This window comes from Nocardia carnea (assembly GCF_029868325.1).
GTDB lineage: Bacteria > Actinomycetota > Actinomycetes > Mycobacteriales > Mycobacteriaceae > Nocardia > Nocardia carnea_C.
This window is the reverse complement of the sequence record NZ_JARWNW010000273.1, coordinates 49,769-64,994: the sequence shown is the minus strand read 5'-3', so window position 1 is coordinate 64,994 and position 15,226 is coordinate 49,769. Positions and strand designations below refer to the sequence as shown.

Genomic DNA, 15,226 nt, shown 5'->3' with positions numbered 1-15,226 from the left:
CCCCCCCCCCCGCCGGGGCGGCGGCGGCCCCCCGCCCCCCCCCCCCCCGCCGGGAACAAAGCCCGTCTACCCTGTTGTTGACCGAAACGTCCCCATCAGATTCTCCGGAAGGGTCCCATGAGCACGCCAGTTCGCGACCTGATCATCGTCGGCTCGGGGCCGGCCGGTTACACCGCCGCCGTGTACGCCGCCCGCGCCGAACTCGAGCCGCTGGTGTTCGAGGGCACCCAGTTCGGCGGCGCCCTGATGACTACCACCGAGGTCGAGAATTTCCCGGGTTTCCGCGACGGAATCATGGGCCCTGATCTGATGGAACAGATGCGTGAGCAGGCCAAACGCTTCGGTGCGGATATCCGCACCGAAGACGTGGACGCCATCGATCTGAGCGGTGCGGTGAAGAAGGTCACCGTCGGTGACGATGTCTACGAGGCACATGCGGTGATCCTGGCCATGGGGTCGGCCGCCCGCTATCTGAATGTCCCCGGTGAGCAGGAACTGCTCGGTCGCGGTGTCAGCGCCTGCGCCACCTGCGACGGCTTCTTCTTCAAGGGCCAGGACATCGTGGTGGTCGGCGGTGGCGATTCGGCGATGGAAGAGGCGCTGTTCCTCACCAAGTTCGCCTCCAGCGTCACCGTCGTCCACCGGCGTGACGAATTCCGTGCGTCGCGCATCATGCTCGAACGCGCCAAGAACAACGAGAAGATCCGGTTCCGCACCAATGCGGAAGTGGTCCATGTGCACGGTGAGACCAGCGTCACCTCGTTGACCCTGCGCGATACCCGCACCGGAGAAACTTCGGAGCTGCCGGTCACCGGTCTGTTCGTCGCCATCGGTCACGACCCGCGCAGCGAACTCGTCCGCGGCCAGGTGGATCTGAACGCGGAAGGCTATGTCCTGGTGCGTGATCCAGGCACCGCGACCTCGGTCGCCGGCGTCTACGCCGCGGGTGACCTCGTGGACCACACCTATATGCAGGCCATCACCGCAGCCGGCACCGGCTGCCGCGCCGCCATCGACGCCGAACGCTGGCTGGCCGAAAAGGGCGATATCACCAGCAATACGCTGCCGCACGCCGACCAGCCCGTCGCCGTTTCCGCAGCCGATTGAGTCCGCAGGGCTCACCGGGCAACTGAGCCGCGGGGCTCGGTTGCCCGCCCCAGCCCCGGGCGCACGGGCGTCCGGAGAACCAAGGAGAACAGCCATGTCCGAGACCACCAACACGGTCACCGTCACCGATACCTCGTTCGCCGATGCTGTCCTGCAGAGCGAGAAGCCGGTGCTGGTCGATTTCTGGGCCACCTGGTGCGGACCGTGCAAGATGGTCGCTCCGGTGCTGGAGGAGATCGCGGGCTCGCACGCCGACAAGCTCACTGTCGCCAAACTCGATATCGATGCGAACCCCGATACCGCCCGCGATTACCAGGTCATGAGCGTGCCGACTATGATCCTGTTTGCCGGTGGCAAGCCGGTGAAGCAGATCGTCGGAGCCAAGGGGAAGGCCGCACTCCTGCGGGAAATCGAAGACGTCATCTGACGTCTCGAATAGGCCATCCGGCGGCCGTCACGCGGCGACGCGCCGTAGTATGCCCTGACCAAGATTGTCGAATCCCGGTCCGGGTCTGACAGAATCGACCACGCTCCGTCGTGCGAGGGTGTACGCCATCGCATGAGTGGGTACCCGGGATTGACGGAAGGAAGGGCCCTCACGCATGCACCGACTTCGTCACGGCGACACCGGTCCAGCCGTAGCAGAGGTTCGGAGCACCCTGGCGAGTCTGGGGTTCCTGCACGCGCACAACGGCGCGCAGACCAATGGCAATGGTTCGGACGAGTACTGGAAAGACACCGAAGCCACCTTCGATTATCAGCTCGATTCCGCGGTGCGTGCCTTCCAGCAGCACCGCGGACTCCTGGTCGACGGTGAGATCGGTCCCGCGACGTATCGTGCGCTGAAGGAAGCGTCCTATCGTCTGGGTGCCCGCACCCTCATCTACCAGCTCTCGGCACCGCTGTACGGCGACGATGTGGCGACGCTGCAGCGCCGGCTGCAGGACCTCGGTTTCTATGTGCACCGGGTGGACGGTTTCTTCGGCCCGCACACCCACGAGGGCCTGACCTCGTTCCAACGCGAAATCGGGCTGGCCGCCGACGGTATCTGTGGTCCGGACACGCTGCGTTCGCTCGAACTGCTCGGCGCCCGGGTCACCGGCGGTAATCCGCATCGGATCGCCGAGGAAGAAGTGGTGCATCGCGCCGGCCCGCAGCTCACCGGTAAACGTATCGTCATCGATCCGGGTCTGGGTGGGCCCGATCGTGGCCGTGGCGTTCCCACCGAGTTCGGCGAGGTGTACGAACAGGAGATCCTGTGGGATCTGGCCAGCCGGCTGGAGGGCCGGATGGCCGCCACCGGGATGGAAACGTTCCTGTCCCGTCCGTGGGGGAGCAACCCCACCGATGCGGAACGCGCCGAAACCTCCAATGCTTTCGACGCGGATCTGATGATCTCCCTGCGGTGCGCATCCAATTCCAGCCCTATGGCCAACGGTGTGGCCGGGTTCTATTTCGGCAATTCACACGGGTCGGTATCCATGATCGGCCAGGTGCTCGCCGGATTCATCCAACGTGAAGTGGTGGCCCGGACCTCACTGCAGGATTGCCGGACCCATCCGCGTACCTGGGATCTGCTGCGCCTCACCAAGATGCCGACGGTGCAGGTGGATCTCGGTTATGTCACCAACCAGTACGATGCGTCGGTGCTGGCCGATCCGCGGATGCGCGATGTCATCGCGGAAGCGATCCTGATCTCGGTGAAGCGGCTCTACCTGCTGGGTCAGGACGATCAGCCCACCGGCACATACACTTTCGCCGAGCTTCTGGCCGAGGAACTCGCCGCCGCCGACAGCGGTTAGCGAATTCCCCGGCCATCGGCCTCAGAGAGTGAGGATCCGGGTCGGCACGGTCATCGACGCGGCGGCCAGCAGCTGGTCGAGGGCTCGTTCGACGTCCTCTTTCCAGCCGTGATCGGTATCGAGTTCCAGCCGTAACCGGGGGAAACGGTGATGTGGTTGCACCACCTCGAACCCGACCTCCTGCAGGAAGTCGGCGTCGATCATGCAGTTCTCCGGGCTGCACTCCATGACCGAACGCCGGGCTCCACGCCCCGGAACACCGATTCGTTCCATGAGGCGCATTGTCCCGGTCGGACGGTCGGAGAGAGCGGTGCTTGCGTGCGCTCCGCGGATACCGAACGCTTCCAGCGCGCGCACGCCACGGCGGACCAGATCGGTGACGACCCCCTGCACCATCCGGTAGGCGATATCGCCGTCCAGGTCGGGGTACTCGGTGCCGAGAGTGGTCAGCAAGATGGCGTCGGGGCTCACCGGGGAGGTGGGGAAGAGGCCGGCCCGCGGCACTACCCGGGGTGGCGCATAGAGTGCACAGCCGACAGTCTTGTCATCGATCGTCGCGAGCTGCCCACAGGAACCCCATTCGAGCATCACGGTCGAGATCCAGGCTTCCTTCTCGAATACCGGATCGCTGAAACCACTGGAGTCCGCGGCGACCGCCGGGTCGATTTCCCAGAACACACACCGACGGGCATGCGCCGGCAGCCGACTGATGCTTTCCAGGGTTAATCCTGTGACGCTGGTCGACACCGCTCTGCTCAGCCTCCAGCTATCCGATTCGTCTATGCTCACGCCGCATCAATGGTTTCTCGCCAGCAAGAATATGCGATCAAGCGAACCTGCCTCATTCCGCGTCACTAAGTCTTCGGTCAAGGACTGCCTCGGCGCATCGGCCCCTCGATCCATTTGCCGTCACAGTGACGTTTCCTGGCCGAGGCAGAGGTTATGCGGACAACAAGCCGAAATTTCAATTGTTCAGCGAAGTTTGCAGCATCATTCCGACGATCCGCTCCAGATCGTCCACCGACCCGAACTCGACAACAATCTTGCCCTTCCGCTTCCCGAGACTCACCGAGACCTGCGTATCGAAAGATGACGACAGCCGGTCGGCGACATCCTGCAAACCGGGGGAGTGGATGGGCGGCCGACGTGGCGCGGGCGGTTTGGCCGGTTCCTGTTCCCGGTTCGCCAGCTTCACCGCTTCTTCGGTGGACCGCACCGACAGCCCCTCGGCGACGATCCGGGCGGCCAGCACCTCCTGAGTGTCGGCACCGCCCTCCAGACCGAGCAGTGCCCGCGCATGACCGGCGGACAGCACCCCGGCCGCGACCCGGCGCTGCACCGGGATCGGTAGCTTCAGCAGCCGGATCATATTGGTGACGACGGGCCGCGAGCGCCCTAGTCGTGACGCCAACTCCTCCTGGGTAACCCCGAATTCCTCCAGCAACTGCTGATACGCAGCCGCCTCCTCGAGCGGGTTGAGCTGCACGCGATGGATATTCTCCAGCAGTGCATCGCGCAGCATGGCGTCATCGTTGGTCTCCCGGACGATGGCGGGGATAACCTCCAGCCCCGCCTCCTGGCAGGCCCGCCAGCGTCGCTCACCCATGATCAGCTGATAGCGGTCGCCACCCGGCTCCAGCTCCCGGACCACGATCGGCTGCATCAAACCGAACTCGCGAATCGAGTGGACCAGTTCGGCGAGCGCCTCATCGTCGAAATACTGCCGGGGCTGCTTCGGATTGGGCTCGATCTTTCCGGGCGCGATTTCCCGGTACACCGCATCCCCGGCGGAGGTCAGATCGGCGCTCTCCACGGGTTCGGGAACCTGGTGCAGGTAGGTGGAGGCGGGGCGCGGCCCCGGGTCCAGACCGATCACCGCATCAGCGGCCTCGGCGCCCAGCCCGGTCGCCACCGGAGCCGGGCCGGTCGGAATCAATGCCGCGAGACCGCGTCCCAGCCCACCCTTTTTCGACTGACTCACCGGCCTACCCTTTCCATTACCCGCATCCACAGCCGTGCCCGATCCGTTCACTGAGCGCCTTCCGTGAGCGCCGCCTGCCGCGCCGCGCCACGCGCGGCCATTTCCCGCCCGGCATCCAGATAGCTCAGGGCGCCGCGGGACCCCGGGTCGTAATCGAGAACTGTCATACCGTATCCGGGCGCCTCGGAGACCTTGACGCTGCGCGGAATCACGGACCGCAGCACAACGTCCCCGAAATGGCTGCGCACCTCTTCGGCCACCTGATCGGCCAGTTTGGTCCGGCCGTCATACATCGTGAGAACAACGGTCGATACATGGAGTTCGGGGTTCAGATGCGATTGGACCAAGCCGATATTCCGGATCAACTGGCCCACGCCCTCCAGGGCGTAGTACTCGCATTGGATCGGGATCAGCACTTCCTTGGCCGCGACCATGGCGTTGATCGTGAGCAGACCCAGCGAGGGCGGGCAGTCGATCAGCACGAAATCGATGTCGTACCCGGCGATATTTGCTTCCTGGATAGCGCCTTTGAGTCGCGCCTCCCGAGCCACCATCGAGACCAGCTCGATCTCGGCGCCGGCGAGATCGATCGTTGCCGGGATGCACAGCAGATTATCGCTGTGCGGGCTCTGCTGGATCGCGTCCTGGACCTTGATCTCGCCGATCAACAGTTCGTAGGTCGACGGAATACCGGAATGATGCTCGACGCCGAGCGCGGTGCTGGCGTTACCCTGCGGATCGAGATCGATCACGAGCACCTTCATCCCCTGATGTGCCAGGGCTGCGGCCAGATTGACCGTTGTCGTAGTCTTGCCGACTCCGCCTTTCTGGTTGGCTACAGTGATGATGCGTTGCTCATGAGGTTTCGGCACTGTCACCTTTCCTGGATGCATTAACTGGCTCGCCCGGTGCGCCTCGGCAGCGATCGGCGTCTCGGTGGGGGAGATATGGCCATACGGTGTGCTTCCGAATGCCTCGGGGCCGATATTGCTGCCATCCAGCATTCCCGGCACGCGCGATGTTTCCCGTGAAACATTCGCTGAACCGTTCGACATAGACCGCTCCTAACGCGAGAACTGCAAGATCACGTGGCCTGACAGACGCCGGCGCCGTGTCGTCGAAACAAGCCGTGCTGGACCGAACGACGATCCACGACCACGACTGCGACATCCGTGTGGGACGGGTGACTTCGCTGCACTGCGTGGTCACGCGAAGCTACCTCCTCCGACGCGGACACCGAGCCGCCGGTCGGTCGAACGGAGCTGCACCGCTGCAACACCGAGATTCCTCCGTGGCACCGACGCTCACGCCCGACGTCCAATAGCTTGCCAGCAGCGGGCCCGAGAAGAAAGCTGAATCGCTGCGACGCGCCCGCGACACGCGGAACTGTTCCGAATTCATCGCCCGGAAGCACGTTCGGCGCCTCGCCGGTACCATAGGGGCGATGTTTCCCGTGAAACATCGAGCGTTCCACGGCGCCGGTACTCATCCCACGCCGACGTTCCCGTTCTTCCCGGAGCCACCCTCGACCGAATCGCGCCAGCAGTGTCAGCGACCCCCCGGACACCGAGTCACCACCCATCAGCCTGTTTGCTGCTGTCTGGCAACCGAAGAGATTCCGAGCAGGCTTCGCCTTTCATTACGTCCGGCACGAAATGCCCGCGTGTCCGAGGCAGTTACGACACCGAACCCCGATGTGGGGGCCGCCTACCTGACGCGTACCGGCGCAGAACTGTGTCCACGATTCGACCGAACGACCACGCGCCCTTCGTCACGGTGACGAAGCCTGCTCGGCGCATACCCCTCTGGTCGACGTCGGCTCCACGCATCTCCAACACAGTCGTGGCGGACCGGTTCGCTCTCGGAATTCCCGATGTTTCCCGTGAAACATCAGCTTTCGCCGGGGGAACACCCGCGGCGATTCATCCCCGACTCGACGCATCGAATGGCCGCGACCACCTGCCGCGGATGCGCTGGTGCGAGTCGTTCGCAAGCGGGCGGCGCATACTCGGCCAACGGCCGGGCCGCCTGGGAACACCGGCCGACCGGGCGCATCGCGATAGCGTCATTCACTCCGCGCACAGAGGCCCGGGCGTACGGCGTACCCCCGCCATGCATCCACGGCCCCATTGGAACCTCGGGACGCAAGGTCGGGTCACTTCATCGGACCGCCCGCGCCGTCCTTGCGGCGCAACTCCCGGCGGCGCCATTTCCCACTAACCCGGCACTCAGTGCGTTGATCCCGGCGGGCATCCCGATCCCTATACCGGAACAGCCGGCCGGACCTCAGCGCCGGAAGGAAGATCCCGAGACCGCGCGGTGCGCGGCAAACCGCGCCGATGTTTCACGGGAAACATCGACGCCGCAGTGGGGGAGCGGGGGAGAACGGGGACAGGATCAGAGTTGATCGGTTTCGAACCGCTGCTGCGCTCGGGTGCGTCTCTTCGGCCGCTTGGAGGGCCGCTCCGAACGCCGCAGGCGTTCGGCGGAGAGAACGACTGTGGGGGGATCGATGATCCCGGCACCGCATTCCAGCACGGCGAAGTTACCGGCCCCCACTCGTTCCACTGCCGCGCGATCGCGTTCCAGCTCTTCGGCGACACTCGATCCCTTGAGCGCGAGCATATGTCCGTGCTCATGCAGTAGCGGGACCGACCACTCCGCCAGCTTCGCCAACGGCGCGACGGCTCGGGAGGTCACGACATCGGCTCCGCCCGCTTCTTGGATCACCCCGGGCTGCTCCGCGCGACCCCGCACCACAGTGATATCGAGTCCCGCCGCGTCGATGAATTCCTTGAGGAAAACCGTTCGGCGCAGTAGCGGCTCCACGAGGGTGATCCGAAGGTCCGGCCGAGCGAGGGCCAGTGGGATTCCGGGCAACCCCGCACCGCTACCGATATCGACCACCGAGGCTCCCTCGCCGATCAGCTCGCCGACGACCGCGCAGTTGAGGATATGCCGTTCCCAGAGGCGGGGCACTTCTCGCGGGCCGATCAGTCCGCGCTCCACGCCGGCGGTGGCGAGAGCGGTCCAGTAGTCACACGCCGATCCCACGCGCTCGCCGAAGACGGATTCCGCTTCCGCCGGCGGCAGCGACTGCGACACCACGGCCGCCGAATCGCCGGGTTCTGGTTCCACGTGAAACACCCTTCTGTTCGATCGTGATCGACGAGCTCGAGCGGATAGACCCACTTCGTTCTCTCACCGTAGCCCCCTACCACCGGACCGTTCTCGACCAGCCGGACCTGGACACACGAAGGGCCCGAGTGCCTGCGACTCGGGCCCTTCGTATCCGCCGCTCTTTCGGCTACTCGGCCGGTGCGGGGGACTCAGTCCGGTATGACGACAACGCGCCGGTTCGGCTCCACGCCCTCGCTCTCGCTGGCGACCCCGTCGATCGCGGCGACCGCGTCGTGCACGATCTTGCGTTCGAACGGAGTCATCGGGGCGAGCTGCTCCGGCGAGCCGGTGTCCAGGACACGCTGCGCGGCCGCCGCGCCCAGTGCGCTCAGGTCCGCGCGCCGCTTCGCTCGCCAGCCCGCCACATCGAGCATCAACCGGCTACGCACGCCGGTCGCCTGTTGCACGGCGAGCCGGGTCAGTTCCTGGAGCGCGTCGAGTACCTCACCGCTGTGCCCGACCAGTTTCGACAGATCCTTACCGCCATCGATACTGACCACCGCGCGATCACCTTCGACGTCGAGGTCGATATCACCGTCGAAGTCGAGCACATCGAGAAGTTGTTCGAGATAGTCGCCCGCGATCTCGCCCTCTTCGATGAGCGCTTCCTCGGCGTCGCCCGCGGAATCCACGGCGTCCGGCTCGACCACGGTCGAGGATGCGCTGGCGGTGGTGTCGCCACCTTCGGTCTCGAGTGTCATATGTTTCCTTTATCTGCTCGCCGGGACACCGACCACCCGTCGGCCGCATGTCCCGATCACAAGGGGGCTGCGGGGAAGGGTCAGCGACGCCGCTTCTGGTTGGCGCGGCCCCGGTTGCCGGACCGCTTCTGACCACCCGGGCGGCGCTGGCCCGACTGTTTGGGTTTGGCGTTCGTCTTGGCAGGACTCGAACCGTTCGCCTCGGCCGTACCGTCGGCGGCCGCATCCACAGAACCTTCTGCCGGTTTGGCCGGCTGCTTCTTCCGGGTGTCGACAGGCTTCGCGCCGGGCTTGGGGGCGTTCTGCGCCTGCTTCTCCATTTTCGCCTGCTTCTTGGCCTCTTCTTCCTTGGCCATCCGGCCGAAGACGAGATGCTGCTGGCCGTAGGTCCAGATGTTGTTGGACACCCAGTACAGCAGGACGGCGATAGGCAGGAACGGACCACCGATCAGGACACCGAACGGGAAAACCCACAGCGCCAGCTTGTTCATGATGGCGGCCTGCGGGTTGGCCGCCGCCTCGGCGCTCTGCCGGGCGACCGACGCGCGTGCGTTGAAATGAGTCGCGACCGCGGCGATCACCATGAGCGGGATCGCGACCGCGGCGATACTGACCCGGCTCGGGGTACCGCCGTAATCGGCGAAAGCCTGCAACTCTTCATACGGTGCGGTGATGAACGCGGAGATCGGTGCACCGAAGATACGGGCGCTCAGGAACGACTGGACATCGTCGACATTGAAGACGTAGTTCGGCGTATGTGCGTTGGTGTACGGATCCATACCGAGCTGGCCGAACCCGGTGCCGGTGCGGTTGAACGAACGCAATACGTGGAACAGACCGAGGAAGACCGGCACCTGAGCCAGGATCGGCAGGCAGCCCATGAGCGGGTTGAAGCCGTGGTCCTTCTGGAGCTTCTGCATCTCCAGCGCCATCTTCTGGCGGTCGTTCTTGTACTTCTTCTGCAGCTCCTTGATCTGCGGCTGCAGTTCCTGCATCTGTTTGGTGGTACGGACCTGCCTCACGAACGGCTTGTAGAGCACCAGACGCAGCGTGAAGACGAGGAAAACCACGGACAGCGCCCAGGACAGGCCGTTATCGGCCCCGAACGCGAAGCCGAATACCCGATGCCAGAACCAGAGGATCCAGGACACCGGGTAGTAGATGAAATCGAGCACGGCTCTATGCACTCCCGTCGGTAGTGTCACCGATCACCGCGTGCGGTGATCGCTTACAAGCTTCGGTCCGCGGGTCGTCGTGGCCGACACTGCGCTGCCGCTCCGGCACGGGATCCCATCCACCAGGGTGCCAGGGCGCGCATTTGGCCAATCGCACGACCGTCAGTCCGACGCCGACAATGAGTCCACGGGTGCGCAGGGCGGTCACCGCGTACTCGCTACAGGTGGGGGTGAACCGGCAGACCGGCATCCGGGTGGGGGAGACGTAGGTCCGGTACAGCTCGATCGAGAAGATCAGAATATTTGCCGGCCATCGGGCGACGGCGGCCATCGGTGAGGTACGGGCGCTCATAGCGGGGTGCCCGCATCGGCCGCCGCCGGGAGGTCGAGCCTGCGTAATCCGCTACGCAGCTGGCGGCGTAGCTCATCGCTGTCGGCGCCGGCGGCGCCGGGGAGAGCGCGAATCACGATATCCACCTCGGCGGAGATATCCGCGGTCAGTTCGGCACAGATATGACGCAGGCGGCGGGCCACGCGGTGCCGGACAACCGCGGGACCCACCGCCTTGCTGACGATCAGCCCGAATCGCGGGCCACCGAACCGGACCCGGACGCCGGAATCTCCCGGATCCGGGTGGTCCACCAGAACATGGACGACCAGGTCACGCTTTCCCGCGCGCCGACCGCGCCGTACCGTCCGGGAGAAATCGGCACGCTGATGCAGCCGATGCGGCTCAGGAAGCACCCGGGCACCCGGACATCATCGAAGCCGCCGGACCGGCAGCGTTACCGGCGGCGTAGGCCACGGGATTCGGCGGACCGGCCATCGGGCACCGAGCTCGGTCGGAAATCAGGCGGTGAGGCTGGCGCGGCCCTTACGGCGCCGCCCGGAGACGATGGCGCGGCCCGCACGGGTCCGCATCCGGAGACGGAAACCGTGGACCCGCGCCCGACGACGGTTGTTCGGCTGGAACGTCCGCTTGCCCTTGGCCACGGTCAACACTCCTCGAATTGGTGGGCACCCGACGGCGCCCGAAGCTTTCGGAATTCTCTCGATGTCGGTTCGGCGTCACCGCCCTGGAAGGTGGTCAGCACAGGACGGTCACCACGCCGAGGGTGACTGTACGAGGGTACTTATCCAGTTCTACCGGGTCAAACTCACCCCCCAGGGGGCGATCGCCGGCGCGCGCGACCATCCGACCGGCGACCGTCGGCGGTGGCGATAGTCACCCTCGGGCCCTGTGCCCGGAGACGGGCCGCAGGTCGAGCACCCGCACCCGGTCCGGCGCAGCGCGCGACCGCAACGGCGGTCCCGGGAGATTGTCCACATCTGTGGATAATTGTGTGGAAATACCCTGTGAATGGCATATTCGTAGGGCCGACGGTGCCACGCCGCAGCCGGAAGAGGGGGTTCCGGGCCGCGCCCCGGGCGCCGTATCCGTCGGATGCGGCAGCTCCGGTGAGCGACGTATGCGGTGTCACTGGAACGAACCAGTACAGTAGACGCACCGCGAGCCCCGGACGTCTGCGCCGAGCAACCGACTCCCGGGGAGGACACTGGATGGACGACGAGCAGAACGTACTGGCCACCGTGTGGCCGGAGGTGGTCACCGAGTTGACCACCGGTTCGCCCGACGGTGCCATCGGCGCGGTGACCCGAGCCCAGCAGGCCTGGCTCAAATTGGTGAAACCGCTGATGGTGGTCCAGGGTTTCGCCCTGCTCTCGGTTCCGTCCTCGATCGCCCAGGAAGCCATCGAGCGCGATCTGCGTGAACCCATCCTGCGCTCGCTGGGCCGCCGGCTCGGTCCCCAGGTGGAGGGTCTCGGCGTTCGGATCGCCGCACCGTTACCCACCGCCGGATCCGAACCCGGGCCGCCGCGGCATGCCCGGATGACCAGCCGCCCCGAGCCCGTCAACCCCCGGCCGGAGACGTTCGGCGGTAACGGGCCGGGGCGGGCGCCCACCGGTTTCACCCCCGCGGCGACCGAACCTCCGTGGCGGCCCGAACCGATCCGGGATCCCGAGGCCGGCACTTATCCCGCGCGCGGGCTCGTGCGCGGTCACGGTCCCGATTTCCCGGGTGGGCCGAGGCAGCCCGACGAGCCACGCCTGCAGGCCGCGGATTTCTCACACGAAGCCGAATTACCGTTGACCGGCGAACTGCCCCGTAACCCCGCCCGCCCGCGCGGCACGGAACCGGCCGGCGCCGATCCGGTGCGGCGCTCGACCCTGCCCGAGTTGCCGCACGGCGCGGAATCCGTTCCGGGCACCGAGTTCCGCACGCACGACAACGACTTCGCGCGCGCCGAATCACATGAGACCGACCCGCCGACCGTGGAAACCTATGCCACGCCCCGGGCCTATCCCCGCGACTATCCACCGGCGGCCGAGTACACCCGGGAACCGGAGTACGACCGGGACCGCGAGTATCCGCGCGCCGACTATCCCGACAGCTACCCGCCCGGCCGCACCGACCTCGGCGAAACGGTGGGCAACGGCCGCGAACCGGGCGTTGTGGCCCGGGAGCCGGTCGCCGATCTCGACCCGAACCTGCCGCCACGCCGGACCGCCCGCCCGGCCCAGGAAACACTTTTCGCACCCGATATTCCGGCTGCCGATACCGCGCCGCGGGATCCGCTGCGCGACCCCGACCGGGACAGTCTGCGCGAAAGCGTCCGCGATTCGGGTATCGATCCGGCACCGGACAGCCACCGCGACGACGAGACTGTGGTCAACGTCCGGGATTCCTGGCCGACCTTCTTCGCCAAGAGCTCCGATTCCGGTGATACGGCCAAACCGTCGGCGAGCCTGAACGCCAAGTACACCTTCGAAACCTTCGTCATCGGTGCGTCGAACCGCTTCGCCCACGCCGCGGCGGTTGCCATCGCCGAGGCGCCCGCCCGCGCCTACAACCCGTTGTTCGTCTGGGGTGCCTCCGGCTTGGGTAAGACCCACCTGCTGCATGCCGCCGGCCACTACGCACAGCGGTTGTTCCCGGGGATGCGGGTCAAGTACGTCTCCACCGAGGAATTCACCAACGACTTCATCAACAGTCTCCGTGACGACCGGAAGGTGGCGTTCAAACGCCGCTACCGCGAAACCGACATCCTGCTGGTCGACGATATCCAGTTCATCGAGGGCAAGGAAGGTATACAGGAGGAGTTCTTCCATACCTTCAACACGCTGCACAACGCGAACAAGCAGATCGTGGTGTCCTCGGATCGGCCGCCGAAGCAGCTGGCCACCCTGGAGGAGCGGCTGCGGACCCGGTTCGAATGGGGGCTGATCACCGATGTGCAGCCACCGGAGCTGGAAACCCGGATCGCGATCCTGCGCAAGAAGGCGCGGATGGATCGCCTGGATGTACCGCACGATGTGCTGGAGTTGATCGCCAGCCGGGTGGAGCGCAATATCCGCGAACTCGAGGGCGCGTTGATCCGGGTCACCGCGTTCGCGTCGTTGAACGGCCAGCCGCTGGATCAGTCGGTGGCCGAGGTGGTGCTGCGCGACCTGATGCCCGAATCGCAGGACGTCGAGATCACCGCGTCGACGATCATGGGCGTCACCGCCGAGTACTTCAATACGTCGATGGAGGAGCTGACCGGGCCGGGTAAGGCTCGTCCGCTGGCTCAGGCCCGCCAGATCGCCATGTATCTGTGCCGGGAACTCACCGATCTCTCGCTGCCGAAGATCGGTCAGGCGTTCGGCCGTGACCATACAACGGTCATGTACGCGGAGAAGAAGGTCCGCAAGGAGATGTCGGAGCGGCGCCGGGTCTACGACCAGGTTCAGGAACTCACCGCCCGTATCAAACAGCGCTCCCGCTGATTCTCCGGCCGGGGCGGTAAGCGAGTCCATCCGCCCGCACACAGGTACCCGACAGATCACACCTGTCCGAATGCGCTGTGGCGCTACCGCCCGGTTCGCCGGGCCCCGAAACCACAACGCTTTCCCATAGGCCAGGACGACCGGCATCGTCGCCATCGTGGCGCCGAACCACCGGCCCGCCCGGTGAGCATCGACGAACCCGAGCCTGTGCCCGCCGGTGCTGTTCCGCGGCATTGCGGATGGAAGTGGCGTGGTCGCCGGTCGGTGTAGCCAAGAACTGAGTCCAGCCCTCTGCAGGCGGAAATGAGCGGCATGTCGAGGCGACGCCCCAGACATCGGCCGACTCGGCCCGGGACTGCGCCACCGGAGCCTTCCTCCGGGGCGCGCGATCCCCCCGGCGGCGACCTCGGTGAGCATCCGGTATGTGGCTCTGGCCGAGCCGCATACCCATCCCCGCCCTCGGTTGCCGACCGCCGTGGGAGGCGGCGGTGGAAGTTCTGCTGCCGCAAGTGGCTTCGCGAAGTCGTGCCGGGAGCGTCCGCCGGTGCTGCGGTGACGGTACGTGCGCATCGTGGGCGTGTCGGAAGTATTCACAGGTGTGTCGCTAACACCCTGTTAAGGCTTTGACCAGGCATTTTGGGATGCACTCGGCTGTGGAATCCACAGGTTATCCACCAGTCCATCCACAGCTTCGGGACGCTCGGGCGCGCAGGTTGTCCACAGCCTGTTTATCCACAGTTTCCACAGGCGATTTCATCCACACCCACTGAGCTGCGCACTTCCGGTCAGAGGCCTGGGGACAGCCTGTGGATTCCTCGAGGAATCCTCGAGGAATCCACAGGTTATCCACCGATTCGTACACAGTGTGCACAACTGCCCGGATTCTGGGGACCAACGTGGGGATGAACTGTGGATGCTGTGTGGACAACAAAACCTGTCCACAGGCTGCCCCGATTCATCCTCGAGTTATCCCACGCCAGTCCACAGGCGGACACGCCGTACGAACTGGGGAAATAGCGGAAATCCACAGTTTCCACAGGGCCTATTACTACCCCTGTTCTTCATCTAGAAAATTTCTCTTGAAAACAGGCTGTGTGGACAAGTCTCGAACGCACCGCACGAAGCGAAGAGGCCCGGGAACCACACAAGGACGGGCGGACGCAGACTTCGCGGACACCCGCCGCGTCCGTCGCAGCCTCCACGCGGCCCGTGACCGTCGCGGTCTGAAAGGCACTCGGGTCCGAGGACAGAGCTGCACGGACCGGTCGCCCCGTGGCAGGTCCGCACGCGCCCATCACGCACCCCGTCCATCTCCGTCAGCCGTGGGCAGACCGCATGCTCCAGAGTTGTTCACAGCTTTCTTCCGGGATACCTGTGGACGGACCCTCGCCTCGCCGATCCGCGGACTGCCCACAGATAGGCACCGCACGCCCGCGAGCTACCCGGGACCTT

Annotated in this window: 13 protein-coding genes; 4 read left to right on the top strand and 9 right to left on the bottom strand. The window is 65.6% G+C overall.

Features of this window, described 5'->3' with window-relative positions:
• Positions 1-117 precede the first annotated feature (117 nt).
• The 3 genes from trxB (at position 118) to QH196_RS26840 (ending at position 2,909) form a co-directional block, all read left to right on the top strand.
• Entirely contained in the window at positions 118-1,107 is a 990-nt protein-coding gene (trxB, locus tag QH196_RS26850; RefSeq protein ID WP_280418619.1) for a thioredoxin-disulfide reductase, read from the top strand.
• 94 nt (positions 1,108-1,201) lie between these two features.
• The gene (trxA, locus tag QH196_RS26845) at positions 1,202-1,534 is read left to right on the top strand and encodes a thioredoxin (RefSeq protein WP_033243761.1); all 333 of its coding nucleotides are present in this window, start codon (positions 1,202-1,204) and stop codon (positions 1,532-1,534) included.
• A gap of 175 nt (positions 1,535-1,709) precedes the next feature.
• On the top strand, positions 1,710-2,909 hold the full coding sequence (locus QH196_RS26840; protein ID WP_280418618.1) for an N-acetylmuramoyl-L-alanine amidase: 1,200 nt from the start codon (positions 1,710-1,712) through the stop codon (positions 2,907-2,909).
• 21 nt (positions 2,910-2,930) lie between these two features.
• Here the strand turns inward: QH196_RS26840 and QH196_RS26835 are convergent, their stop codons facing one another.
• The 9 genes from QH196_RS26835 to rpmH all read right to left on the bottom strand — a co-directional run bounded on the left by QH196_RS26835 (position 2,931) and on the right by rpmH (position 10,939).
• The gene (locus tag QH196_RS26835) at positions 2,931-3,656 is read right to left on the bottom strand and encodes a GNAT family N-acetyltransferase (protein WP_280418617.1); all 726 of its coding nucleotides are present in this window, start codon (positions 3,654-3,656) and stop codon (positions 2,931-2,933) included.
• 217 nt (positions 3,657-3,873) lie between these two features.
• Positions 3,874-4,890, bottom strand: a complete 1,017-nt coding sequence (locus tag QH196_RS26830; protein ID WP_280418616.1) for a ParB/RepB/Spo0J family partition protein — start codon at positions 4,888-4,890, stop codon at positions 3,874-3,876.
• A 47-nt stretch (positions 4,891-4,937) separates the two neighbouring features.
• Positions 4,938-5,945: a ParA family protein gene (locus QH196_RS26825; RefSeq protein ID WP_432278237.1), complete on the bottom strand. Its 1,008-nt coding sequence runs from the start codon at positions 5,943-5,945 to the stop codon at positions 4,938-4,940.
• 1,342 nt (positions 5,946-7,287) lie between these two features.
• Positions 7,288-8,037: a 16S rRNA (guanine(527)-N(7))-methyltransferase RsmG gene (rsmG, locus tag QH196_RS26820; RefSeq protein WP_432279564.1), complete on the bottom strand. Its 750-nt coding sequence runs from the start codon at positions 8,035-8,037 to the stop codon at positions 7,288-7,290.
• A gap of 182 nt (positions 8,038-8,219) precedes the next feature.
• Positions 8,220-8,771: a protein jag gene (locus tag QH196_RS26815; RefSeq protein WP_280418615.1), complete on the bottom strand. Its 552-nt coding sequence runs from the start codon at positions 8,769-8,771 to the stop codon at positions 8,220-8,222.
• Positions 8,772-8,851: 80 nt separating this feature from the next.
• Complete coding sequence (yidC, locus tag QH196_RS26810; RefSeq protein WP_280418622.1) at positions 8,852-9,946, bottom strand: membrane protein insertase YidC; 1,095 nt, start codon at positions 9,944-9,946, stop codon at positions 8,852-8,854.
• 4 nt (positions 9,947-9,950) lie between these two features.
• Positions 9,951-10,298, bottom strand: a complete 348-nt coding sequence (gene yidD / locus QH196_RS26805) for a membrane protein insertion efficiency factor YidD (RefSeq protein ID WP_280418614.1) — start codon at positions 10,296-10,298, stop codon at positions 9,951-9,953.
• Positions 10,295-10,690: a ribonuclease P protein component gene (rnpA, locus tag QH196_RS26800; RefSeq protein WP_280418613.1), complete on the bottom strand. Its 396-nt coding sequence runs from the start codon at positions 10,688-10,690 to the stop codon at positions 10,295-10,297. Before rnpA ends, yidD begins: the two co-directional genes overlap by 4 nt.
• A gap of 105 nt (positions 10,691-10,795) precedes the next feature.
• Positions 10,796-10,939: a 50S ribosomal protein L34 gene (gene rpmH / locus QH196_RS26795; protein WP_084492389.1), complete on the bottom strand. Its 144-nt coding sequence runs from the start codon at positions 10,937-10,939 to the stop codon at positions 10,796-10,798.
• A gap of 567 nt (positions 10,940-11,506) precedes the next feature.
• On the opposite strand from rpmH, the gene dnaA reads away from it, so the two are divergent.
• The gene (dnaA, locus tag QH196_RS26790) at positions 11,507-13,774 is read left to right on the top strand and encodes a chromosomal replication initiator protein DnaA (protein WP_280418612.1); all 2,268 of its coding nucleotides are present in this window, start codon (positions 11,507-11,509) and stop codon (positions 13,772-13,774) included.
• Positions 13,775-15,226 lie beyond the last annotated feature (1,452 nt).

Bases quoted from the DNA above. Each gene is read 5' to 3' on its own strand.
- yidD (WP_280418614.1), bottom strand. From the start codon at position 10,298: ATGAGCGCCCGTACCTCACCGATGGCCGCCGTCGCCCGATGGCCGGCA.
- QH196_RS26825 (WP_432278237.1), bottom strand. From the start codon at position 5,945: ATGTCGAACGGTTCAGCGAATGTTTCACGGGAAACATCGCGCGTGCCG.
- trxB (WP_280418619.1), top strand. From the start codon at position 118: ATGAGCACGCCAGTTCGCGACCTGATCATCGTCGGCTCGGGGCCGGCC.
- dnaA (WP_280418612.1), top strand. From the start codon at position 11,507: ATGGACGACGAGCAGAACGTACTGGCCACCGTGTGGCCGGAGGTGGTC.
- QH196_RS26840 (WP_280418618.1), top strand. From the start codon at position 1,710: ATGCACCGACTTCGTCACGGCGACACCGGTCCAGCCGTAGCAGAGGTT.
- QH196_RS26815 (WP_280418615.1), bottom strand. From the start codon at position 8,771: ATGACACTCGAGACCGAAGGTGGCGACACCACCGCCAGCGCATCCTCG.
- trxA (WP_033243761.1), top strand. From the start codon at position 1,202: ATGTCCGAGACCACCAACACGGTCACCGTCACCGATACCTCGTTCGCC.